The 24,717-nt window shown below is 39.8% G+C and carries 14 protein-coding genes; 1 reads left to right on the forward strand and 13 read right to left on the reverse strand.

Features of this window, described 5'->3' with window-relative positions:
* Window positions 1-58: 58 nt before the first annotated feature.
* The 13 genes from OQZ33_RS13540 to OQZ33_RS13600 form a co-directional block, all read right to left on the reverse strand.
* Window positions 59-1,444, reverse strand: a complete 1,386-nt coding sequence (locus OQZ33_RS13540) for a RagB/SusD family nutrient uptake outer membrane protein (RefSeq protein WP_265799556.1) — start codon at window positions 1,442-1,444, stop codon at window positions 59-61.
* On the reverse strand, window positions 1,444-4,962 hold the full coding sequence (locus OQZ33_RS13545) for a SusC/RagA family TonB-linked outer membrane protein (RefSeq protein ID WP_265799557.1): 3,519 nt from the start codon (window positions 4,960-4,962) through the stop codon (window positions 1,444-1,446). Before OQZ33_RS13545 ends, OQZ33_RS13540 begins: the two co-directional genes overlap by 1 nt.
* 201 nt (window positions 4,963-5,163) lie before the next feature.
* Complete coding sequence (locus OQZ33_RS13550) at window positions 5,164-6,372, reverse strand: FecR family protein (RefSeq protein ID WP_265799558.1); 1,209 nt, start codon at window positions 6,370-6,372, stop codon at window positions 5,164-5,166.
* Window positions 6,373-6,449: 77 nt separating this feature from the next.
* Window positions 6,450-7,040: an RNA polymerase sigma factor gene (locus OQZ33_RS13555; RefSeq protein WP_265799559.1), complete on the reverse strand. Its 591-nt coding sequence runs from the start codon at window positions 7,038-7,040 to the stop codon at window positions 6,450-6,452.
* Between the two features lie 319 nt (window positions 7,041-7,359).
* On the reverse strand, window positions 7,360-9,627 hold the full coding sequence (locus OQZ33_RS13560; RefSeq protein WP_265799560.1) for a multicopper oxidase family protein: 2,268 nt from the start codon (window positions 9,625-9,627) through the stop codon (window positions 7,360-7,362).
* A 181-nt stretch (window positions 9,628-9,808) separates the two neighbouring features.
* A complete protein-coding gene (locus OQZ33_RS13565; RefSeq protein ID WP_265799561.1) occupies window positions 9,809-10,651 on the reverse strand; it encodes a DUF3347 domain-containing protein in 843 nt (280 codons plus the stop codon).
* Window positions 10,652-11,269: 618 nt separating this feature from the next.
* Window positions 11,270-12,385: a TlpA family protein disulfide reductase gene (locus OQZ33_RS13570; RefSeq protein WP_265799562.1), complete on the reverse strand. Its 1,116-nt coding sequence runs from the start codon at window positions 12,383-12,385 to the stop codon at window positions 11,270-11,272.
* Window positions 12,386-12,424: 39 nt separating this feature from the next.
* Complete coding sequence (locus OQZ33_RS13575; RefSeq protein ID WP_265799563.1) at window positions 12,425-13,696, reverse strand: amidohydrolase family protein; 1,272 nt, start codon at window positions 13,694-13,696, stop codon at window positions 12,425-12,427.
* Between the two features lie 84 nt (window positions 13,697-13,780).
* Window positions 13,781-16,348 carry a zinc-dependent metalloprotease gene (locus OQZ33_RS13580; protein WP_265799564.1) on the reverse strand — a complete coding sequence of 856 codons (2,568 nt, stop codon included), beginning with the start codon at window positions 16,346-16,348 and terminating at the stop codon, window positions 13,781-13,783.
* A 6-nt stretch (window positions 16,349-16,354) separates the two neighbouring features.
* Window positions 16,355-17,764 (reverse strand): RagB/SusD family nutrient uptake outer membrane protein, encoded by a 1,410-nt coding sequence (locus OQZ33_RS13585; protein ID WP_265799565.1) that lies wholly within the window; start codon window positions 17,762-17,764, stop codon window positions 16,355-16,357.
* A gap of 9 nt (window positions 17,765-17,773) precedes the next feature.
* Window positions 17,774-21,094 (reverse strand): SusC/RagA family TonB-linked outer membrane protein, encoded by a 3,321-nt coding sequence (locus tag OQZ33_RS13590; protein WP_265799566.1) that lies wholly within the window; start codon window positions 21,092-21,094, stop codon window positions 17,774-17,776.
* Window positions 21,095-21,200: 106 nt separating this feature from the next.
* Window positions 21,201-22,397 (reverse strand): FecR family protein, encoded by a 1,197-nt coding sequence (locus OQZ33_RS13595; protein WP_265799567.1) that lies wholly within the window; start codon window positions 22,395-22,397, stop codon window positions 21,201-21,203.
* Window positions 22,398-22,609: 212 nt separating this feature from the next.
* The gene (locus OQZ33_RS13600) at window positions 22,610-23,200 is read right to left on the reverse strand and encodes an RNA polymerase sigma factor (RefSeq protein ID WP_265799568.1); all 591 of its coding nucleotides are present in this window, start codon (window positions 23,198-23,200) and stop codon (window positions 22,610-22,612) included.
* A 567-nt stretch (window positions 23,201-23,767) separates the two neighbouring features.
* On the opposite strand from OQZ33_RS13600, the gene OQZ33_RS13605 reads away from it, so the two are divergent.
* Entirely contained in the window at window positions 23,768-24,661 is an 894-nt protein-coding gene (locus tag OQZ33_RS13605) for a helix-turn-helix domain-containing protein (protein ID WP_265799569.1), read from the forward strand.
* Window positions 24,662-24,717 lie beyond the last annotated feature (56 nt).

Here is a 24,717-nt window from a genome sequence, read left to right on the forward strand (position 1 = left end):
TTTATGCATATCAATCCCATTATGAAGAGACAATCTTCTCCATAATGGGATAATTGAGTTATTTAGGATTTTGAACCAATTCCGGATTTTGAGCAACAAGTTTTTCAGCAAACTGAAAGACATAAGCATTACTATTTGGTTCAAGAGAGTAGCTCACATTGCCTATGCTTCGGGTGATGACTCTAGCAAATGTAGCATCCTTGTTTAATCGCTTTTGATCAAACCAGCGGAGACCGGTACCGAAAAACTCTCGTCTACGCTCTTCTATAATTCTTTGCAATGCATCCTGATCGGATGCTGCCACCACCGGGCGGTAGTCAGACGGACGGAATCTCATTTTGCGCAGCTCATTGACCATGGTAAGCGCTTCTTCTCTCTTTCCTGTTCTTGCTAAGCATTCTGCCCTTATCAGCCAGGTTTCATTAACAGTCAAGCCAACGGGCGTTCTATCATTATAATTTTCTCTCGACCAAAATCCCATCCCCTGAAATGCAGGGTAAAAATTCGAACCTGGTTTAACAAAAAGTTCATATCGGAGGTCTTTCGTATCTAGCAGATTCAATAAAGATGGGCTTAACTGCAAAGGATAAAAACTATTTCTTGGAACTTTACGAAGCAAAATCTGCTTATCATTATATTGAGTAGGAAGGATATTCGTTGTCAGGAAAGTATTATAGTCATAAAGAGAACCATTCAAAGAGAGTGATTGCTCGGCAGCTGTTCTAGCTGCTTCGAAATTACGCATATTGAGGTAAACCTTTGCAAGCAAAGCATAGGCAGCCCCGCGGTTTGGTTGAACGGTGCTGACCTGAACTACTGGAATTAAAGGTAAGGCTTCCTGGAGATCTCTGATGATTTGATCGTATACTTCCTTTACCGATGCCCGGTTGAGTTTCACGAAAAGTTCCGGAGACAACAGCATGGGAATAGCAGGATCATTTGCAGCAGTCGATGCATCATACTGTTTAGCATACAAATTTGTTAAGGTAAAAAATGTGAACGCCCTATTGATTAGTGCCTCTGCATATAGCACACTTCTTTGTTCGGCAGTACCACCCTTGCTATCCATCACACCCTGTAAAACAGTGTTGTATACATATATTGCACTATACATATAATTCCAGTCAATATCCTCGGTTTCACCAAAGTAAAATGGATTTTTCCATGAGTAAATAGCGGAATTTATGGTATTGTTTGCCAATGATGTCTGTAATTCAGGATCAGAAAGTTCTACATCATCACAACTCAAAATTGCGGTATTACCAGATCCAATCTCTTGAGCATTTCTGTTGTTAAGAAGCAGACGGTAATCCTGCGTGTAGACCAGTACACGCTGACCTTGGACAGGCACATTTTCTACGTATTTTCGGCACGAGGAAAATGCCAAGGTTAAAACAGTGATCACAGCTATTTTAACGGTATATGTTGATACTCTTTTATACATTATAAGCTTAAATTAAGTTGAAATGAATAACTTCTAACTGGTGCGAGTTGAAAAGTATTACCTGTGTTATAGACATAGTCCGGATCAATGCCTTCTTTATTTGCAGTCCAGATGAGCCCAAGATTACGACACACGGCGGAAAGGGTTAAGCCCTTAACCCCAATGGGTTTTAATAATCTTTGTGGCAATGCGTAGCTTAAATTAATCTGCTGAAGTTTGATGTTACTACGGCTCCTGATTAAGTAATCAGATTCTGAATAGCGGGTTATACTGTTACCATAATAATAACCTTGATTGAAATCGGTGTTAATGGTTGGAACATTGGTAAATAATTCATCCCCTGGTTTACGCCATCGCATGCCCAGGTCACCCGAACGACTTACATACACTGAATTTTCGGTCACCGAAGGTTTTCTGAACACACCGCCAAAAGCATACTGGAATTGGAAACCAAAACTAAATTGTTTGTAAGAAATATTGCTGCTGTAGGCACCATAATAAGGTGAAGCGGTTCTGCCAGAATATTCCATGATATCGAAATACTGGAATTCAGACACATTAAGTATTCTTCCAGGTTGCTTTGGATCTTCAATCAGGGTCTGTCCGGTATTGTCCAAGCCAGCAAATTTGTATGAGAATAGATAATCCTGAGGATAGCCATCATAAATTTGATTTTTCCCTAATTCCCCTATCGGCAGGTTAAAACGCTCGTCATGTATCTTGTTTGTATTGTAAGAAATGTTTATGGTATTATTCCAGGTCACCTCTTTTGAACGCACCGGAATAAAAGATAAGCCTACGTCAATCCCATTGCCATCGAGTTTTGCTGCATTAAAAATGGTTTGCGTAAATCCGTAGGTACCATTGATGGGTAATTGAAAAAAGATATCAGTTGTTTTTTTCTTATAATAATCCACTGTTCCAGAAACACGTCCGTTAAACAATCCAAATTGGATGCCGTAATTGATCATACGAGTTTTTTCCCAGGCCAGGTTCTCTCTGGCTGGTCTATCGATCATAGCATAAGGCAATGAGGATTCGAAATCGGTACCAAGAAGGGAAATAACCGTTACCGGGGCGTAACCTTGCGGAGCATTTCCGGTAAATCCATAGGTAAAGCGAGCCGATAAGTCACTAAGCCAATCCAGATCTTTCAGAATTATTTCCTTTTTCATATTCCAGCTCAGTCCAGATGACCAAAGTGGGATCGCTCGCTTTCTGCGTTCGACACCCAGAAGATTCAAATCATCAAAACGGGCGCTTCCGGAAATGGTATACCTGCTATTGAATGTATATGAACCGCTTGCATAGTAAGAAAGTCCTCTCGTGGTTGACTCAACAACAGGTGAAGATGTTGCTCCGACAACTGGTCGCTGTCCATAAATATCCAGATAACTTACAGTAGGATTAACAGACCTAAAAGCATTAATAGACTTATCATATCCATAGCGGAATTCATTACTTGCTTTACTAAAGTTCTGTCTGATCTCGTTGCCCATCAACACGTTCACTTCATGTTTTTCACCCCAAGCTTTGTTGATGCTCAACTGACCACGCAGGTTATAGCTTCGCCCCAGGGAATTGGCAAGTTCCAGCCGACCACCATTTGGAATTCCGTACACAAGTGCTCCCGCGGCATTTATGCTTGTTGCCCTATTAATCCTGATTCGACTTTCATAACTTTCAGGCTCCTGATAGTTTTCCCTTTCATTAAAGTAACGCCCAAGGTTTCCTGATACAGAAGCACTTAACCAAGGGGTAATCTTTCCTGTGATGTTAAGATTGAGCGCTATATTGTTTGTGTTACTAGTAGTATTATTGAAATTTAGTTCATCTATTGCGGAATATCGAAACGGCAGGTATCCCTTGCTTTCAAAGTTACGGGCTACCAAAGGTGTACTGAAAACATCGTAATATTTTGTGCTCCCATCAGCATTAACCAATGCATCATATGGGCGCATTCCTAAGCCAGTTTGACTCATTGCCCTAACCGCTGCAGAATTTACAATATCGGAGGTATTGTTATAGCTTAAGTTGGTGTTGATGGATACGATTCCTTTGAATAAGGAGGATACTGAACCCACATTAAAAGCATATCCCTTATTTTTGTTGCTTCTATATAGTCTATCTTCGTTATAATAGTAACCAGACATGTAATAAGAACTATTTACACCTCCTCCTGAAAGGGAGAGATTATATTGCTGTGTTTGAGGTGATTGTAACAAATATTCGGAGATTTGATCCTGGTTATCTATTTTAGCTAATTCGGCCAACTCCATATTCATTTGGTTTTCAGTTATCTCACCCCGTTTTTGTCTAAAAATGATCGCCTGGGCCTGACTATTATTTACCGGAAAGTTTCCAGTTTGTATTGGGAAAGGATCGCTTATTAAATTCATATTGATCATGTCCTTTTCCAGATCGATATACTCCGCTACAGACATGGATGATCCATAGTTGAGTTTAGGTTTTGCACTTGTACTGAAAGTGGTTGAGAAATTTACCGAGGGTGCAGTATTTGGCTTGCCTTTTTTTGTAGTCACAACGATTACACCGTTGGCGGCTTTTATCCCCCATATCGCAGACGCTGCAGCATCTTTTAAAAAGGTAATCTGCTCAATATCGTTTGGATTCATTAAATCAAGTGCTCCACCTGCTATAGAAACTTGGGACGGAAAGCCATCAATAACCAAAAGTGGCTCTGTACTCACCTGACCATAATCACTTATGATGGTGGAAATGCCCCGAATATTAATTGTCCCGTTACGACTTTTACCCGCTTCTGTTTTGGTAGATATATCAACCCCAGGAACCAGTCCCTGTAGCCGCTCAAGTAAACTGATGGTGGGATATTGAGCAATATCCTTTGCAGTGACGATACCAAATGAACCAGTAGCACGGTCTTTGTTGAGATTTTGATAGCCCGTACTTACAATTTTCACCTCCGAAAGCTCAGCGGAAAGCGGTTTCAAAGTGACCACGATACTGCTTCGGTTTTTCAACGGAATCGTATCTGACTGATAGCCTATGAAGCTAAATATCAGCGTTTCTTTACCTGTTAATCCCCGTATGCGAAAAGACCCTGATTCATCAGAAAGGTAAAGTCTTTTATTCTGTTGAACAAGAATACTTGCGCCAGGCATTGGAATTCCTTTCTCATTTACAATCACGCCTTTCAAATCGACTTCATTAAAATATGCAGTAACTTTATCAAGTAAAGAGGGTGTTTTTTTTGATACAATTACTATCTTATTCTGGATCTTATAATCTAATAATTCATCTTTGAAAAGAAGGTCCAATACATCGGAGAGTTCGGTGGTGTTGACATTAATATTGATGGGTTTAACTGATTTTAAAAGATTGTCATCTGCAACAAAGTCATAACCGCTCTGCTGCTTTATCTTGGCAAACACTTTGAAGATTGATGCATTTTTTTCTGATAGGGAAATTTTCTGAGCAAATCCAGAAGCGGAGACCTGCATCAACGTTGCAAATAGTATTACGATGGTTATTCGCATAATAAGCAAAATTTTAGTGTATACGGTGGACCGTATACCAGTTTGTTTGGTATATTTTCTATACATTTAGTCAAAGTTTGGTTTCCAGTTTTACCTCTACTTTCCAGGGAGAAGGTAAACTGCTTGGTTTAGTTGATATATTTTGGTTGACTATCGTCAGACTTTGCCAGATTTCCTTCGGGTTGTCTGGCTTTTTTGTAGTTATTTATTTACAAATACTTTCCTCCCTTCAATTCTAAAATGAACTAATTTTGTTGATTCCAGGGCCTGCAAAATTTGGCTTATATTTTTTGATCTTGAAACATTTCCGGAAAACTTTCCATCAGGGAGTTCACCTTCATAAATGACAGCGATGTTATACCATCTTGATATATCCTGCATGATATCTTTGATCGCAACCCCTTGAAAAATAAAATTGCCCTCTTTCCAAGCCAATGCATTTTCAAGGTTAACTTTTGACACAATAATATGGTCATTCTGTAGTATCGACTGTTGTCCAGGACTTAATTTTACTTCATCATTGTATCTAATCGGGCTATCCTTATTCCAGGCCTCTGCCTGATAAAGCACATTAACACTACCTTCAGCTAGGGTTGTAGTTTCCAAGAGCTCGTCGTTGTACGCTTTCACATTGAAATGTGTACCCAGTACTTTAACTTCCTGGTGTCTGGATTTTACGATAAAGGGCTTTCGATCATCCTTTGCCACCTCAAAATAGGCTTCCCCGTCAAGCTGGACCAATCGTTGTTTACTTGAATTAAAGCTTATGTTATAAGTAATCGAGGAGGCAGCATTTAGCCAGACCAAAGAACCATCAGGAAGCCTCAACCGATAGGTTTCTCCTTTTTTTGTAGCCAGCGTATTAGTTCCCTGTGAGTGACCATTTTCTTTATCGATCAGCTCATAGACAAGTTCTCCTTTACCATTTTTTGAGATTAGAATTCCAGCTTCTTTGGTAATCATCCCTGTAGATGCCGAACCTAATTTGATTTCACTTCCATCAGCAAGCGTGAGCGTTGCCCCCATATGGCCAGGAGGAATATCCTCAGCGGCAGAAATATAAGTGAACTGTTGTGACTGCTTCTCAGCAAATTTAAAATATAGCAAGGCAGAGAATGCAAGGATTAATAGTGAAGCGGCGATAGCAATCCGCGGCGTAAGAGCAAAAAATTTCCTCACTGGCTGCCGATGAGATATAATTTCTCGGAAAATCAGTTTTGAACGGAAGTTATCTATTTCACGAAGATGAATATCACTCAATTCATAATCCATTTCCAAAATATTAAATAATCGTTTTTCAGCATCATCGTCTCTCAAAAATTCCCTGAACGCTGCCAGCTCTTCCAATGATGCTGTTTGGTTGCAAAATTTTTGATATAAAGTAATGATGTGTTCGTCCTGCAAATTCATGATAACCGAAGAAGATTGCCCCCTTTATGATACCAATCCGTGAGAATAGATTATGGGGGTATAGATTAAAAAATAAATCAAAATAATTTGAAAATAATGGCAATGATTATGGCATCTGTATTTTTTTTGAGGTGAGCCCGTAGAAAACGAAGGGCTAGTTTCATATACGCTTTGACTGTCTCGACGCTTAAATTCATCATCGCTGCAGCTTGCTCGTATTTATAACCTTGGTTGCGGCAAAGATCATAAACCATTTTCTGTTGAGGGGGCAGTAAGCTCACACCTTCCTGAAGCTTTTCCTTTATATCAGATACTAAAATGTTTTCTTCTGTTTCATTGTGGTGTTCTTTCCATTGTTTACCCATCTCCGCTGCCGTTTTCGCCTCTAAAACCTTTCTTCGCAACAACTGAAAGCTCCGGTTCCGTGTTAGCGTAGTTAAAAATGCAGCCAGATTACTATTTTCTTTTAAATTAGATGCATTAAGCCATAATTTAAGCATGACATCCTGGAGGACTTCCTCTGCAAGAGTTTCAGATTTCAAAAGATACAATGCCCTGGAAAATACCATTGGCTGGTAATGATCATATAATAATTTAAAAGCATTCTGGTCACCTGCAGAAATCCTATTTAATATTCTTTTTTCATCCGGAAGGGGTCTTGGCGACATCAAATTAAATTTAAATGAGGTTTCAAATTTATTAATAAGCAAAAAACATTGCCAACTACACACAGAATTCCATCAAGAATAAGGAATTCGACAAAAAATGCATTGAAAAATGAGCTTACCCTACAATCATAACAAAATACTGATTAAATAACGATCAATTTACCTCAAATAACTTCAAAATAAACGATTCGAGTGAAAACCTACAGTACCTGAGAACAAAAAAATCACAAAAGTCATATTTTGTAATCAAGTTTGCAGATCAACCGGCAAGTACCCTGTGAAAACTTACATTATAGTTCAACTAATATTTATTTATTTGTTAATATCCCACTGATACACCCACACCAAAACCCATATCACTATCGTAATGGGTCCGAACACCGATGTTTCTATTTACAATATATCTTAGATCTGCCATATATTCGATATCACTGTTTAGCATAAAGCCTGCTCGAAATCTTTTGCTCACGGGAATGTCTTCCCTGATGAGTGATAATCTAACAATACCATCGGGGTAGACTTGCGCCTGAAAATTCACCAGCATAGGTAGCAAGTAATTAAATCCTACGCTAAGGGAATGTCTTGTATTCTTCCTGTTTTGTTGATTGAACAAGTTCTTTTCTTTTTGATCGATTCCCATTTCGCGGTATCGGTAATCAAAACCTATAAAAGGCATAAACCACTGCATTTTCCCTATGTACCTTCCAAGCTGTGTTTCAATTTCATAACCATGCATTTTATTGTAGCCAAGCCTCCATTCCGAACTTAACGACCACCGTGAATTTTGTAACATCGCCCCTCCGTCATTACCATTTGTCGCAAAATCATTCTGGATCATCAGGTGAGGCATATCGGTTTCCCTTAACATCATCTTATAACTGTTTACGGGATCTGCCAGATTTGGATTTTGATAATCGCCAACAGAGACCACTCTACCCATTCCAGCCATCATATGGTATAAAATGTGACAGTGAAAGAACCAGTCTCCTCTTTGGTCGGCAAGGAATTCGATAGTATCGGTTTCCATAGGCATAATATCCAGCACATTTTTAAGTGGTGAATGATCACCATTTCCATTGATTACCCTAAAGTCAAATCCATGCAAATGCATCGGGTGTCGCATCATTGAATTATTGTATAATGTGATGCGAAGGACTTCACCCTTTTTTACCCTTATCTTATCTGTTTCAGAGATGGTCTTGTCATCCATACTCCATACATACCTATTCATGTTGCCAGTCAGGGTAAACTTTAAATTTTTCACAAATGCTTCTGCAGGTAATGCACTTTTAGAAGTGGACTTAAGCATGGCGTAATTTAGTGTAACGATGTTAGATTGAGTAGTTTCCTTTTGCTGAATCAATACATTTTCACCTTGTTTAACACGATTCGGCTTCATCGGCTCAATAATTTCCGCCCCGGTTATTTCCGGATACATCACTGCATTCATATCCATCTGATTAAGACTCATTTTCATGCCGTTGTCTTCCAAATCGCCATTCATCTTTGTCATCCCGTTCATCATTTTCATCCCTTGAAAATACTTTAGACGTGGAAGTGGTGAGATGAGTTGTTTGATCCCGCCCCCTATGAAATAACTTGCCGAGCGTGTTCTATCTTCAGTTGTAACTGAGAATTCGTAGGAAAGTCCATTTTGTGGAACCGTGAGAATGATATCGTAAGTTTCAGAGACGGCAATTAAAAGCCGGTCAACCATTACAGGTTGGACATCATTCCCATCAGAGGCAACAACTTTAATCTTACCTCCTGCATATCGAAGCCAGAAATATGATGATGCGCCTCCATTTGAAATTCTAAGCCTAACCTGATCACCTGCCTTGATGGGTTTGCCATTGATTGTATCTAATTTACTAATTTCCTGACCATTGATCAGAATTTTATCATAATAAACGTCACTCACATCCATCGCATTCATTCTTTTCCATTCATTTGCAAGTTTTATCCCAAGCATTCCTGCATGAATAGATTCAAAGTATGATTGTGTAGCACCTTTTTTTATTGCAGACCAATCATTCGCATTATGAAGCATTCTATTGATATTATCAGGATTTAAATTGGTCCACTCACTCAGCACTATTGGGATAGCGGGCAAATCATCAACACCTTTTCTGAAGTCAGCATGGTCCTGAGGTTTTTCCAAAATAAAATTCCCATACATTCCGATCTGTTCCTGTAGCCCGGAATGTGAATGGTACCAATGCGTGCCATTCTGAATAATGGGAAACCGGTATGTATATGTCGATCTAGGTTTGATGGGTTGCTGAGTAAGAAATGGGACACCATCTTCTTTATTTGGAAGAAAAACCCCATGCCAATGCAAAGATGTACTTTCTTCCAGCAGATTGTGAACTACAATTTCTGCGGTATCTCCTTGTTTAAATTTTAATGTTGGCATAGGTATCTGACCATTAACCGCTATTGCACGTTTTTCCTTCCCTGCGAAAGAGACCAGCGTATCCTTCACATAGAGTTCATAATGGACGAGCTTTTGTGCAAGTGCGGGATAAGTACTCAATACAAATGGAATGAATAGCAGTATACTAAAAAGATATATTCTTGTTTTCATAATAACTTACTGGTAAAGTGAAGAGGAACTGGCTGAATTGCAATTCAGCCAGTTGTATTTTCAGAACTGAAACACAAACACGCTAAAGTGTTTTATTTTGAGGGATCCTTTTGTTAATGATCGGACACACATTCCCCATTACTTATATGAACACATTAGCATACCACTTCAGATAATAAAATTATTTCCCTTTGACTGTTTCCAATGTTTTCCCGCAGTCCATCATTGCAGATCCATAGTAAGGATTTTTAACCGCAAGATTCTTACTCAACCAGTTAGCACCTTTTCCGTTATTGAACATCGGGCAATGTTGATAATAGAGATCACCCTGAAATTCATTAAGCTTTGCCAAGCTGTAAACCTGTTGTGAAAGGCGCATAAACATTTTCCTTTGTTCACTGAGATCATTTGATTTTGTGATTCCCGTAACCAGTTGACTGAATTCGCTACCTTGTTCGGCCCAGCCTTTTACTGTCGTTGTGGCTAATTTTTGATGATCTGTTTTTTGTAAAATTGTTATCAGGATCTTAGCTTGAGCTGATGATTCAGATGCATCGTTATGTACAAGCCCTTCTTTGATACCCAAATAGCTTTCTAAAATTATTGAAAATGCGTTCATCGTCGCCTTCTGCCGCCAAGCACTGTCGCCATGAAGATAAACAGCAGAACTTTGGCTCGGCATAGTTTTGATGGGCCGATCATATTGACAGCAGTCATCAAGATTCAAATAAATATCATTCGGGGCGCGATATACGTCGTTATCATAGCCGGCCAATGCTACACGTTTGAGGACATCGTCTAATTTAGTTTTGTTTTCGTTATAAGATATCGTAGCTACTTTACTCACTTTATCCCACTGTAATACTGTCCCATTTTTATCTCGGGCTGCTTTTTCTATCGTTGCCTCACACAGCCCGCAATTACCCCAGACCTTAACTTTTGTAATTTTATTTGCTTTAGATTGTGCATACCCAGCACCAGTAGATAGCAACAACGCTATCAATAATTTTGAAATTGATTTCATTTCTATTTTTGAAGATTTAAAAAAGTAAGGAATTAATGGTTACATCAACCATTGTGTTGGGACGCAATTATCCCTTCTGATTACTTTGTTTAAATATTGGGTGGGGTCCAGATAGAGTAAAATCCAGAAAATAACTGAGTGCTTCTCAAAGGATTTCTTTTCTTATCAGCAGCAACATGGTTGATTTCCATATCAAGTTGGGAATGATCAGAAAGGCTAAAATGATTGGAAGTAGAAGAGCATTTGCAGGAGCTATGCTTGCATTCATTACTGCAACCCTTACATTTATCTTTAGTACAAGAATGGCTATGTTTAACGTCTGAAATCCTATTTTTGATACAGTGTTCTACTTTTGAGATTGGTGAATGAGAAACATTCACTTTTTTGGCGCATGCACTGCTTTTAGCTGGGATCAATAGTGCCCCAACTAAAATTAAAATAGACAGAAAGAAGTATTTCAAACTTTTCACCACTTCAAATATAGTTATTAATTATCTTTTGTAGTTGAGCCAGTTCAATAAAGAATATTTTAACGGACCTGAAATAGCCGGTACCGCTTCTGCAATCAAATCGCTTCTGAGAATAAAAAAATCAAATAGATAATTAAGCCCCTTCCGCTCAATGAGGTGGAAAAATCTTTGAAAGAAATTCTTCGAGCGCTGCGCCTCTTAGCTTTGTTGCAATAATTTTCCCCTTAGGATCAATTATGCAATTAAAAGGCAGGGCAAGTATAGAATAGGATTTTGCTACTGATCCCTTTAAAGCATCAGGATCGTTCAACTGCGTCCAGCTCAAGCCATCATCTGCTACCGCTTGCTTCCAGTTTTTGTCATTGGTATCCATGGAAACACTCACAATTTTAAAGTTTTCCTTTTGAAAGCGATCTTTGAGTTTCTTGAGCATCGGGTGCTCCTCCCGACATGGCTTGCACCAGCTTGCCCAGAAGTCGAGCAGTAGGTAGCCCCCTTCAAAATCGCTCAGCTTAACTTTTTCTCCCTTGAGATTGTTCAGTGAAAAATCTTTTGCAGCATTACCTATTTGCACTGATTTTGAACGGTCAATAAAATCTTTCAAACGTCTTGCATAATACCCGCTCTTGCCTTGAGCAGACAACGAATTGTAACACTTTTCGGCCTTAGCCACATCTGTACTATTCAGATGACTATTGATTATCGCCAGCGAGGATGCCGTAGCACTGGGATATTGTTTTACAAAAGATAGCGTGAGGCTATCAATTCGGCGGTGAAAGTCGAGGTAAACAGTGCTTCTTTTATCATGGAAGTCAGTATTAGTTTGCTTGAGCTGTTTCCTGTAATCTGAGGTAATCGTTACCTTTTGATCTAAGAAGGTACTAAACAAAACATTTTCTGGCGCATCAGATACTTCCAGATAGTGAAATCTAGCCAACGTGCCTTTCAGATAAATGTTCTCATTACCCATGACGACAATCTTAACTTGATCATTAACAGAGTTGCTCAGCGTGCAAATCATGATTTGCGGTAAAGTGCCATGAATGACAACTTTATTATCATGCACAGAATCGAAGTTTACAATCTCTTTGCCATTGTATTCATATCTGACGAATATTTTTGAACCGTCTGGTGCAGATACATCACCCCGAATAACATAGCTGTCAGCTCTTGAAGCGAAGCTAAACAGATGGAGAAGAACCAACAGAAAAAATCCGTAAAAGATTATTGTTTTACTGCCTGAAAATAGTTGATTGAGATTCATATAAAATTGAAAAAAGTGGTGTATTATTTATAAATATTATTAATGTCCATTTCGAATGGATCGATCAACTTGTATGATTCCGGATTGAATGACCATATGGATATCACCAAGACTTTTGACATCAGCTAAAGGATCACTGTTTAAAACAAGAAGATCTGCTATTTTACCTGGTTCTACAGATCCCAGATCATTTTCCTGCCCAATGACTTTTGCGGGTAAGATTGTTGCCGAGCGTATCGCATCAATCATGCTGAATCCGCACTTGTCGACGAAGGAGCTGAGTTCATCCAATAACCGAGGTTGTTCGCTGTTCAGATCGACAATTTCATCGGTACCGGCACTGATTTGAACCCCTTGTGCATAAATCTTTCTGAGGAGACTAAAAATCCAGGGATCCCTGACTTCAGAAACGCATAAGGTTGCATCCAGTATAGCGTGCCTGGACTTCATGATCTTACAGAAAGGTGTGATGTCGAATTGGCGGGCCACACTGTCTTTCATGTTAAAGGGCGCTTTTCTTTTATGGAAATCCTTATCTGGTATTAAGTTTTCGAGCATGAACACATGACTAATTACCTCTACTCCAGAGCTAGCCACTTCAATCGGAGTTGCCGGATACATCATTGCATGCCCCCAGACTTTAAGTCCATTTTTTTTTGCAGCTTCGACAACCTTTGGCAGCAATACCTTATCAAATGAATGGTACAGTTTCACACCTGTTGCACCAGATTGCCTGGCAGCTTTCATTGCACTATCCAAATTGGTAGCTGGAGTAATCAGCTGTTCCCAAGGTTGATAGGGTTCCTTTCTTAGCCCGATACCCCGGTTATAATACCAATCCCCAGCCATAAAAGCTGAGAAATATACTTTTGCCCCCTGACGGGTATGTTCGAGGATTTCCTGCTGCGCTTTCTTTAGCGCCGCTCCGTCACCCGCCGCGTCACGGACGGAAGTGATACCATGCTGAAGATAATAGTTGAGGTTAGCAAATGTTTTTTCCATATTATTATGCATCATAGCGGTAACATGGACATGCCCATCAATCAATCCTGGGATAATATATTTTCCTTCAAGATCTAGCGTTCTTGAATTTTTAATTTTACGAACAGGAAATTTGATACTTACAATCTTTCCATTTGAAATGGCGACATTGCTCTCTTTCGAAAATCTTCCCTTTTTTAAATCCAGCACCTTTACATTTTTTAGCACCAATAGCGAGGTATCGATGGCAATCATCTTCAAGGCCATAGCAGGAAACATACTGAACAATAAACAGGAAAGAATTAAGCAAATTTTTAATTTATTACTCATGTTTTTAAAGTTTTGAAAACGCAGCGGCATCCACCAACTGCGTTTCAGTCATCACTAACTATCTACTTAATCAGAAAACGCTTATTAATAATTCAGACCAGGTATAGGGGATTCATCAATTATTTTATCCAACATATGCTTCAGATACTGTAAATGAATTTTTGTATCACGATCTTTTGTCATCGGGATGCCCTGGCTAATATCATTTCTCAAATCCCGAAGATGTGCATAGGCAAGCGCCTTAACATTTGAATAAAGCAATACATCAGTTGGGGTTAGTGCAGCAATAATGTTGTCCACAGATCCCTGTAGTGCGAACCGTTTGTTGAACATAGTGATAATGCTACCTACATACATCTTTTGCAAGGCCCTGCGGTATTCATCAGCGCTTGCACCGGAATAGACTTCAGAAAATATACCCTTCTTAAGATCATTAAGCCACTGCGATGGAGAATAGGCACCTTTGCCATTATCCCTTTGATTCACGATCATACGGTACAACCTGCTTTGGGCCGTGACAGCAGCGACAATATCCTGCTGGATTCTTTGCACACTGTTTCCACTATATCCCGGATCAATCCGGCTCATGATTTTCTTATCCAATAGCCATTTTGGCGTCATGAATATCTGCTCATTGAAAAACTTGATAGCCTCCTTTTGTTTTTTCAGGCTGACTGGTGTGTATACCGCTCCACTCTGATCGGACAACTTTGTGTTCACCATCACGCCACCCATACTTTTAAGTACATGGACTGCATAGGTATTTAACTGGCCAACTGCAGCACGATACATGGTATTTAGCTGGGAATAGTCCGTGCCTTCTTCACTTGTCCAGGCAATCAGGTTCGGCACGATACGCTTTAGATTTTTAATGCCATACAAACTTGCTTTCACAGCGTCATCTCCCAAATCCTCCGATTGGGAACGCGGATCATAATCTCTCCCCTCTCCTGAAAACCATAACCTATTATTTTTAGACAGGCTATCTCTTGTTGCTGTATTTAATATTTTCTTTTCTTCAAGTGCATCCCTTGTATCTGGAAAAACCTGATATCCCCATTTAATTGCCCACTTATCGTAATCATTAATTCTTGGAAACAATCCGGATTCTGAAATACCATCTTCAGGCTGAGCCACATAATTAAACCGGGCATAGTCCATGATGGAAGGCGTATGTCCATGCTTTTCCACCCATGCCTTATCCCTCAATTTTTCTACAGGAACTGTACTGCTTGCACCCATATTGTGACGTAATCCAAGCGTATGGCCAATTTCATGAGAAGAAACGAATCGGATAAGTTGACCCATCAGCTTATCGTCAAACACATTTTTTCTTGCCCTGGGATCCACCGCTCCACACTGGATCATGTACCAATTATGTACCAGCGTCATCACATTGTGATACCAGCCGATGTGGCTTTCTAAAATCTCCCCACTGCGTGGATCGGATACATTGGGTCCATAGGCATTTGCATTTGCAGAGGCAAAATACCTGAGTACAGAATACCGTGAATCCTCCAGGCTCATTGTCGAATCACTTTCCGGCCATTCTTTTCCAATAATAGCATTTTTAAAACCCGCATCTTCAAATGCTTTTTGCCAGTCGTTAATGCCGGCTATCAAATAAGGTCGCCACTTTTTAGGCGTAGCAGGATCGATATAGTAAACGATTTGTTTTTTGGGCTCAACAAGCTCCCCTTTCTTATATTTTTCGAGGTCTCCATCTTTAACTTCCAGGCGCCAACGGTTAACGAAGGATTCGCTTTTCACAGCCTGCTGCTCATCACCATACTTGGTATAGCTATTCACAAAGTAACCCACTCTGGGATCATTATATCGTTTTCTCATCGGCACTTCAGGAAGCAATAAAAATGAATTGTTCAATTCTATCGTTACGGCACCTGCAAGCGCAGTACCAGGAAGCGTTCCTGCCAGCGAGTTGTAAGTTCGCACAGTTCTGATCTCGGTATTTGTTGGAAAGGTCTTTACAGCTTTAATGAACGATCGGTCTATTGCCAGCGTATTCAATCCAAAACTTTTTTTGCTGTCGCCATTAAAGGCCAGCAACGGATTTTCACTCATCAAAAACTCAGTCACATCAATGATGAAAGCGCTGGAATCTTTTGCCAGTGCTTTTATAGGAAACGAGGCAGTAATTGGATTAATATTTGAATTGGTTACCGCTTTGGCAATCATATCAGTTGAATCAGCAACGTTTACTAGCGCCGAAACTTTAAGGAATAGCTTGTTTTCTGGCCCTTGTTCCCAATAGACCATCCTTCTTCCGATTTCTTCACCAGCAAAACTCCCTGCCCCCGGTGTAGAGCCGCTAAGCCTTGACACGACCAGGATATCTCGTTTGATAATCTTTTTTGGAACTTCAAAATAATACCTTTCCGCCACCTTATGGACATTCATCAATCCATATTGACTGACAGCCTTACTGGTAATTACTTCCTTGTATGGCTTTAATCCATTTTTCAGGCTATCTGCTTTAGCTTTTGGCGGCAAAGAGGTTGCGGGGGCTGTTATAGTGGGTTTTACCTTTTTACTTTTCAAAAGGGAACAGGAACTTACCCCAAAAATGAGGCATAGGATGATAAGTCTCAAGCCAATTGGCTTGAGCTTAACATTAAAACTTTTTATTTTCATAGTGATTTAATATCCAGGCGACTGAACTAAGTTTGGATTACTGTTAATGATTGATTGTGCAATGGGATAAAGTTTCGCTTCCGGTCTCCAGGTGGGTTTTATGGCTGCCAAAACAGCGTCAGCCTGACCAGTGCGTTTGAGGTTAAACCACCTGAAACCCTGCTCGCAAAAAAACTCTTTACGGTTTTCAAGCGCAATTTCGGTCAGCAGTGTGGCTGGTGTTATTGACCCAATTGCCGGCAAGCCTGCCCTGAGCCTGGTGACATTTAGATCACTGATGGCTCCACTAATGTCAGTCCCGAGTTTAGCCCTTGCTTCTGCCCTGATCAGATACTGCTCGGCCAGGCGTAAAATGACCTGCGCTTCTGTTACATTTGCGGTTACCGCTTCAGGATTGGTGCGGTATTTGAATTTCAGCGGAATCACATATTGAGCGCCTGAAATGGTCAGATCCCTCATCCATTGCGTCCTTCTCCTATCCGTAGTACCATTGAACAAATCCAAAAAGGATGATCGAAATGCATGACTCAGCGAAGCAACGCTATTGGTAGCAGGAATAAATGATGCTGTCTCAGTAACATACTGGTTTGTCCCGGAAACCGCAGGCGGTAATTGCCAGATGCTTTCTGAACTGTTTTTCACGAAAAGCGCAGTACCCATGGTAGCAGACGGAATCATGGCATACAGGTTTGTGGCCTGAATGACTTCAGTAGCGTTGCTCTGAGCAAGTTCATTATTTCCCAGATAAAGGTATACTCTTGCCAGAAGCGCTGCTGCCGCAAACCTGTTTACGCCGATCCTGTTACCGGAGGTAAAGGAATAATCTGACAAAAGGTTCGCTTTAGCGTCATTAAGATCAGCAACAATCTGATTATAAATGTTTACCGTTGATTCACGCGGAAGATAAGCCGTCACATTCACATTGGTTTGCAGAACCAATGGCACATCACCATAAAAGTTCACCAATATAAAATAACAATAGGCCCTCATGAATTTAGCTTCAGCTGTCAGTTGTTTGTTTACACTGGCGGAGGTGCCTGAATACTGCGCAAGGCCTTCAATAATCGCATTTGCCCTGTAGATCACCTGGTAAAAACTGGTAAATGGCTCAACTGATGCAGTTAATGCGCTGTAAGAATTCGCATTATATTCCTGAGATGCAGAAACAGTAGAAAGATACCTTAAATCATCAGCCATCAGAGAAGTATATACCGGCAGGCCTATCGTTTGCATGGGAATCTGTGAAAAGTGGCCATACATACCGGATAAGGCGGCTATTGCCGTCCGATCGGATGTAAAAACAGCTGCCGATGGTGTTTCATTTAATGGTGTTTCGATTTCGATCATTTTCTCGCAGCTGAACAGAGAAACAACAATCAAAAGCAATAAATATGGAATGGTTTTCAAAATTTTCATGTCTAAGAGTTAAAAGGTACATTGTAAACCTGCGGTGATTGTCCGAAGCGGAGGCGCTGATACTCCTTGAGATTCCGGATCATATCCATCATAGTTGGTGATGGTGAATAAGTTTTGTCCCTGAACATAAATCCTCAGGTTCTGAGCTTTAATTTTGGAGATTAGTTTTGTCGGAAATGAATATGACAAACTTACATTCTTCATTCTGATGAAAGAGGCATCCACAAAATTTGCATCTGATCCTGAATAGTCTAGAAAAGCAAGATAAGCAGCTCTGCCATTGACACTTCGGAGATCCTGCGTGACCAACTGATCTGGAGAACCCAAAGCCAGATAGCCCTGAAACACCGATGCTGCGCCATTGTAGGGATAACCCGGGGGATAAAAGGTGGAGGCAAACATATTTTTAGCTTTCTGTTTCACAAACTGGAAAGTGAAGTCTAAATTAAGCCCCTTGTAAGTAAAGGAATTTGTCAGGCCTCCAAAAAAGTCTGGATAAGATGTTCCCAGATAATACTGATCCCCACGGCCTGTATCAAGAAAACCTGTAGATACCGCTCCGCTGTTATTCAAATCAGCAAAGGCAGGTAATCCGTTTGCTGGATTAATGCCAGTAAACTGAAGTGCAAAGACTGGAACCAATGGTCTTCCAACGACATATCTAGTAAAATAACTCGTTCGCTCAATACCAGGATAAGCCGCCAGTTTATTGTTGTTTTTGGAAATATTAAATGATGATGTCCACTTAAAATCCTTTTGCTGAATATTTGTGCTATTGAAAGAAAATTCGACACCACTATTTTCAACCAGGGCAGGAAGGTTAGCCTGGTAACTCGGGAATCCAGACTGTGGGCTCACTGAAAAATTCAATAGTTGATTTGAAGTGCGGTTTCGGTAGGTTGCTGCAGTAAGTGATAACCGGTCATTAAAAAATCCGAGTTCTAGCCCAAACTCAAGTTTTTTAGTTTCCTCCCATCGGAATTCATTATTGGCCAGCCTTGTAGGCTGTAAACCGTTTATACCATTATAAGCATAAGAAGAAGTTGCATAGCTATCGTAAAATTGATAGTTGCCTATTTCGTCATTTCCAACTATACCATAACTTCCCCTCACTTTACCAAAGCTGAACCAACTGAGCTTATCTTTAATAAACTTCTCTTCAGAAAATATCCAGGCCCCGCCGGCAGAGCCAAAATTTCCGAATCTTCTTTCTGGTCCAAACCTCGAGGAGCCGTCTCGTCTGAATGAGAGATTAGCAATGTATCTGCTCAAAACATTATAATTCAAACGCCCGAAAACCGAGGCATATTTAAATTCTGAAGATGAGCTGGTGATGTTTCTTGTTGCAGCAGACCCAATGTTAGAGAGAAATTCATCAGAAAGAAAATCTGTTGCGTTTACATTATAGGGTTGTTTTGACTGTTTAAACTGCCAAGATCCGCCCAGTAGTGCTTCAAGATTTCCTTTCCAAATTTGTGTTTTATAGGTGAGTTGGGGCTCGAAAATGTAATTGTTGGTATAGACGTATGATTCATTCACGGAGCCTGTCGTCCTTGGGGTAGATCCCGAAGTATTTAACGAGCTTAAAGGACGTACTGCTGTAGTTCTCATGTCTGTTTTACTGTAACCGACCGATGTTTTAAAGTCTAAACCTTTTAAAATATTGTATCTGAGATTCAAATTGGTTAAAAAGTTGCTTCCCCGGGCATCATTCGTTTGGTTGAGAAAACCCAGCGGATTATTAAATCCTTGTGACCAATAAAGTGAGCCATCGGGATTGTACAATGGGTAGTGCGGTGGCAAGTTATAAGCGTATGTTCCGAGATCAGTTATCGATATATCATTCTTATCCGCGGAATAGATTGAAGAGATCGATAGGTTAAATCGTTGATCCTGGGAAGAATGGTTGACACTTAAGTGCGCTCCACCACGGTTATAGGATTGTTCACCAGGAAAAATATTGGTTTCCTTATGAAAAGTTCCGCTTAGATAGAAATTCGTCCGTGCATCTCCACCTGATATGCTTGAAGTTATATCATAAGTTTTAGCGGTATTTCCCAGCAAAAATTCAGGAAAATTAGTATAAGCTTTTGGATCCCAGGTGAGATCGGCATCAAAAGCCGATGGTACGGCAGCTGGATTATTGGCAAATGCCTTACGTCTTAGCGCCAGATATTCATCAGTATTCAATAGGTCGACAAAGTGTGAAACATTCGACACGCCCGTATTTGCATTTATAGAAAAAGCTGTTTTTCCGGCTTTTCCCTTTTTTGTGGTAATGAGCACAACACCGTTAGCACCCCTGGAGCCATAAATGGCAGTAGCATCTGCGTCTTTGAGCACCTCAATGCTTTCGATATCCGAAGGATTAATAATATTCATAGGACTGGTTTGTCCTTCAGCTGACTGTGCTGCCGTTCCACTCACCGCACCGCTAATGGGTTCAGATAAGAAAGGTACTCCATCAATTACATAGAAAGGTCGGTTTGCCTTTTCGAGGGAGTTGACGCCTCTAATCTGCACGTTGATCCCTGCACCAGGTAATCCATTCGTTTGTGTAATGGTAACTCCTGGCAATCGTGCTTGCAGGGTTTGAAGTGCATTGGTTACCGGTTGGCGTTCGATATCTTTGGCACTGATTCCAGCTTGGGAGCCCGTGCTAAACCTGCGTGTAGTAGTACCATAACCTATAATCATTACCTCATCCAGTCTTGCAGGATCAAGTTCCATTTTCACCTCTAACTTGCTTTGAGCAACTACTTCTTTGGTTCGATAGCCTACATAAGAAAAAACCAAAACGGGGTTTTTATCGTCTACATGTGTATAGAACTTACCATTATTTCCTGAGACAACAGCACGATCAGTTCCTTTTATTTTAATTACCACTCCTGGTAAGGGTTTACCCTGCTCATCAAGTACGGTACCAACAACCTCTCTATCTTCGAAATAGTCCAGTACTTTGCTAAGGAATGAGCGTTCCTGAATAACAATGGTTCTATCCTCAATTGAATACATGAGGTTCTGGCCTGCAAGCATTGCTTTCAAGGCATCATCTAAACTTACATTTTTGATATCCAGATTGACTGGTTTTGCTTTTTCTAACAATTTCGTATCGAATACGAAATCGTAGCCACTTTGCTGGTGGATGGATTTGAAGACCGATTCCAGATCTGCATTTCGCTTTTTTAAGGTAATTTTCTGTGCCAAAGAAGATGCGGACACTTGCATCATGATGCCAAATACGAATACAGTGACTAGGCGCATAATACGGCGAATTAGTGGGATACGGCCATAAAGCCCCCCCCTTTTGGTAGTAAAAATTTTGTACATTTGTTTGGTTTAAGTTGAAAGGTCTCAATAATTCTGACAGCTTAAAATCATTCTACCAGGGTGTGTTCCACCACCCCTGGTTTTTTAATTTAAGCTCAATTTTTTTCTATCTGCTAACGATCACCCTCCTTCCCTCTAGCTTAAAGTGAACATTGCCGGTTTTTTGTATCAAACTTAAAACCGAAGAAATATTTTTGTTACGTGAAATCCACCCGCCAACAGTGACGTCATTAGGGATGCCTGGTTCATAGATTACTTCAACGTCATACCAGCGGGCTATTTTACGCATAGTGGACCTGAAATCTCCACCGTTTAGGTTAAATTCGTCGTTTTTCCAATCCACAAAGTCATCTGCATCGACTGTTTTGATCTTAAGTTGATCGATGGTACTTTCTCCCTGCTGTCCTGGCCGAAGCAAAACATGATCATTCAGTCTGACACTTCCTTCCAGTAAAGTTGTTTTTTCTGTTTGCTCATCCGCATAAGAATTAACGTTAAAATGCGTGCCCAAGACCTCGATTTTCTGGCGATTGGTGTTGACTATGAAAGGCTGCAACCCTTTAGATGCATTTATTATTTTATTGACTTCAAAATAGGCTTCTCCAGTTAGCTTGACATTCCTTTTATCTGTACCCGCAAATGAGGTTGGATAAGTAATGGATGATGAGGCATTCAGCCAAACACGTGTTCCATCAGGTAGGATAATTTTGTATTTTCCTCCCCGTGGAGTACTTACTGTGTTGTATTCAACCTCCGAACGGGAAGGTGTATTTTCTGTTTGTTCATAGATTAGTTCCCCATGGATATCCCTTGAGATTTTTACGCCATGTTGCTCCAGGCGCTGTTCACCTACCCTTAATGAATCAAGGTTAATAATGCTACCATCTGCCAGTTTCAAAATAGCCTGCTCACGGCCCGGTGCAATATCCTCAGAATTTTTCGTGATCAGCTGGAGCGATGACAGTCTCTCATTTTCAAGATATATATAAATGGAAATCAATGATACTAAAAGGATGACTGCCGCAGCAAGCAATTTATGCACTAACTTGATCTGGAAAAAACGCTTTTTAAAATCTGCTTTAGTATGTTTTCTCAAATTTATTAAGATCTGTTTGAGACGTTCATCCTCATTCTCGACAGGCGCTTCCTCATATTCTTCTAGGACGTGATCCGAGACAAGAGACCTCGCTTCATCATCGGAAAGATTAGAAATGATCACAAATAATTGGCGGATCTCTTGTTCAGAAAGCATATTCGCCAAATATTTACCATATAGTTCTTTAAAATTTTGATCTTTCGACATCAATGTTGTTTGGTTTTATAAGGTATACGTTTCAAAAATGCCCTTACTCTACTTAAACAAGAAAAATAATTCAAAAAAAAACTTATTTATAGAAAAATAAATTTAAACCATAAAAAAAAGCAGCCACTATAACCCACAAATAACCGTGAACACCCTTATTACTAGTAAATTTTTGAATATGCGTATAAGATTAAGCTGAAAAAAATTGAATTTTATAATCTACCTGACATGAGGCTGAGCGCCAATATTAAAAACCCGGTTTCAGATTTAAAAAACGCCTTTTTCACTGCTTTGGTTGCTTTAACAATGTGGTTACTCACTGTTGAGGTTGAAATGCCAAGCTTTGTGGCTACTTCCTCATAAGAATTGCCTTCCAGTTTACACAAAATAAAAACTTGCTTTTGCTGAGGAGGTAGGCGCTGGATGGCCTGATTCAACAAAGCCTCGCTTTCCCGGTAAAAGAGGGTATCTTCTACTGGATTGTATAGCTCTGCACTGGAAGAAACAATGGCGTTTAATAGTCGCTGATCTCTGGCGGCTTTCCTATAAAAGTCACTGACAAGGTTGTTTGCGATGGTCAAAATATAAAACGAAAATGGCTTTTCAGTATCTATAATAGCCCGTTTGTCCCAAACTTTTACAAAAACATCCTGCGTTAATTCTTCAGCGAGAGGAATGTTTTTGACCATTTTAACTAGTTTTCTTAAAATAATCTTGCTGTAGTTCTGATATAAAACTTCGAAAGCACCGGTATCCCCTGCACGTAAAGCACTTAAAATGACTCTTTCAGTTTGTGGATACATTGACACAGCTTAGTTATTCTGAATTAATAAACCTTGAACAAATATAGTTTGATTGGCTATAGCAGCGAAAGTTTGGTTCAGGATTGAAATAACAAGATTCAAATATATTCAATGGGATTTACTAACCAAATTTTTACAAACAAAATTCAGTTAAGACATATTCAACTATAATTTGATCATTGATGAATTATTGATACGTAAAATCATCATTTATTATCTTGAATTTAAAAGTCACCACAATGAATTGGTATAAAAGATATTAAATTGATTATCCAAACAATTTCAACAATCCTACCGAATCAAACATACTTGTGACTGTGTGAATTAACAGGCGATGCAATGTTTTTCAAAATTTTGCCCCATAGAAAATTTATTCCTGGAGCCCTTCAAAACCTTAAGATATTCGAAATAAATACCCAGAGGGGACAATGATTTGAGTTGTTCTATTGTCAAGGCCAATTAGCTGTGCATTAGTAAAAATGTGCTATAATATAATACATTTGTATCCTTGGCGATGGACACATGCTTCTAATTTTGTGCTTTCAATGAATATCATTTAAACGAGTTATGCAAAATTATCAGGATATCAGCATTTTTAGCAGGGACATTGGCGTGACCAGACCGGAGCATCCACTCTTCAGCATCACGTTTGGGCACAAAAATAGCAATAGCATTGCAGACATTGTCTTCACCGCTGGCTTTTACATTATTTCTTTTCAGAAAGTTGTATCCGGAAACATCACCTATGGCAAAAAGGATTTTGATCATGGCCGCGGAAAAATGCTATTTTTTAAGCCAAATCAGATCATCACGTTTAAAAATGTAAAGTCTGAAGATGACTGTTTCTTGATCATGATCAAAGCGGATTATTTCTCTGGCACTGCGTTGCACAAAGAACTAAAAAACTACGGCTTCTTTGACTACGAAACCCATGAAGCGCTATATCTTTCCCCCAGCGAAGAAGACACCATCTGGAACCTAGTTAGAACCATGCATCAGGAAATGTACAACAATACCGATCCTTACAGCAAAGCGATTATGACGGCGCATCTAGGCACCTTGTTCTCGTATTCACAGCGATTTTACAGCAGGCAGATTATCAATCGCCTTGAAGTGAATGGACCCGTTTCTAATAAGTTTCAACACATTCTGAATGCATATTATAATGAGGACAAAAAACAACGATCTGGTTTACCTACTGTTGCATACATGGCCGATCAATTTAATTTTTCCTCACGATACCTCAGTGACCTATTGAAGCAGGAAACTGGAAAAACAGCAATCGAACTTATCCATCTCCATTTAATTAACGAGGCGAAGAATTATCTTCTAAAAGGTAGCTTAAACATTTCGGAGATTTCTTTCATACTGGGATTTGAGAATCCAAATTATTTTGCCAGATTATTTAAAAAAGAAGTCGGTATCCCACCTAAAGAATTTAGATTCAATCACCTGAATTAATTCTACTTATTTCTTTTCCAGTCAATAAGCAATCAGGTTACAAGTGGGCCTTGACC

Source organism: Pedobacter sp. MC2016-05, from assembly GCF_026239735.1.
Lineage (GTDB): Bacteria > Bacteroidota > Bacteroidia > Sphingobacteriales > Sphingobacteriaceae > Pedobacter.

What these genes read in the sequence shown, in the direction of transcription:
- OQZ33_RS13540 (WP_265799556.1), bottom strand. Translation starts at nt 1,444, where the DNA reads ATGTATAAAAGAGTATCAACATATACCGTTAAAATAGCTGTGATCACT.
- OQZ33_RS13545 (WP_265799557.1), bottom strand. Translation starts at nt 4,962, where the DNA reads ATGCGAATAACCATCGTAATACTATTTGCAACGTTGATGCAGGTCTCC.
- OQZ33_RS13550 (WP_265799558.1), bottom strand. Translation starts at nt 6,372, where the DNA reads ATGAATTTGCAGGACGAACACATCATTACTTTATATCAAAAATTTTGC.
- OQZ33_RS13555 (WP_265799559.1), bottom strand. Translation starts at nt 7,040, where the DNA reads ATGTCGCCAAGACCCCTTCCGGATGAAAAAAGAATATTAAATAGGATT.
- OQZ33_RS13560 (WP_265799560.1), bottom strand. Translation starts at nt 9,627, where the DNA reads ATGAAAACAAGAATATATCTTTTTAGTATACTGCTATTCATTCCATTT.
- OQZ33_RS13565 (WP_265799561.1), bottom strand. Translation starts at nt 10,651, where the DNA reads ATGAAATCAATTTCAAAATTATTGATAGCGTTGTTGCTATCTACTGGT.
- OQZ33_RS13570 (WP_265799562.1), bottom strand. Translation starts at nt 12,385, where the DNA reads ATGAATCTCAATCAACTATTTTCAGGCAGTAAAACAATAATCTTTTAC.
- OQZ33_RS13575 (WP_265799563.1), bottom strand. Translation starts at nt 13,696, where the DNA reads ATGAGTAATAAATTAAAAATTTGCTTAATTCTTTCCTGTTTATTGTTC.
- OQZ33_RS13580 (WP_265799564.1), bottom strand. Translation starts at nt 16,348, where the DNA reads ATGAAAATAAAAAGTTTTAATGTTAAGCTCAAGCCAATTGGCTTGAGA.
- OQZ33_RS13585 (WP_265799565.1), bottom strand. Translation starts at nt 17,764, where the DNA reads ATGAAAATTTTGAAAACCATTCCATATTTATTGCTTTTGATTGTTGTT.
- OQZ33_RS13590 (WP_265799566.1), bottom strand. Translation starts at nt 21,094, where the DNA reads ATGTACAAAATTTTTACTACCAAAAGGGGGGGGCTTTATGGCCGTATC.
- OQZ33_RS13595 (WP_265799567.1), bottom strand. Translation starts at nt 22,397, where the DNA reads ATGTCGAAAGATCAAAATTTTAAAGAACTATATGGTAAATATTTGGCG.
- OQZ33_RS13600 (WP_265799568.1), bottom strand. Translation starts at nt 23,200, where the DNA reads ATGTATCCACAAACTGAAAGAGTCATTTTAAGTGCTTTACGTGCAGGG.
- OQZ33_RS13605 (WP_265799569.1), top strand. Translation starts at nt 23,768, where the DNA reads ATGCAAAATTATCAGGATATCAGCATTTTTAGCAGGGACATTGGCGTG.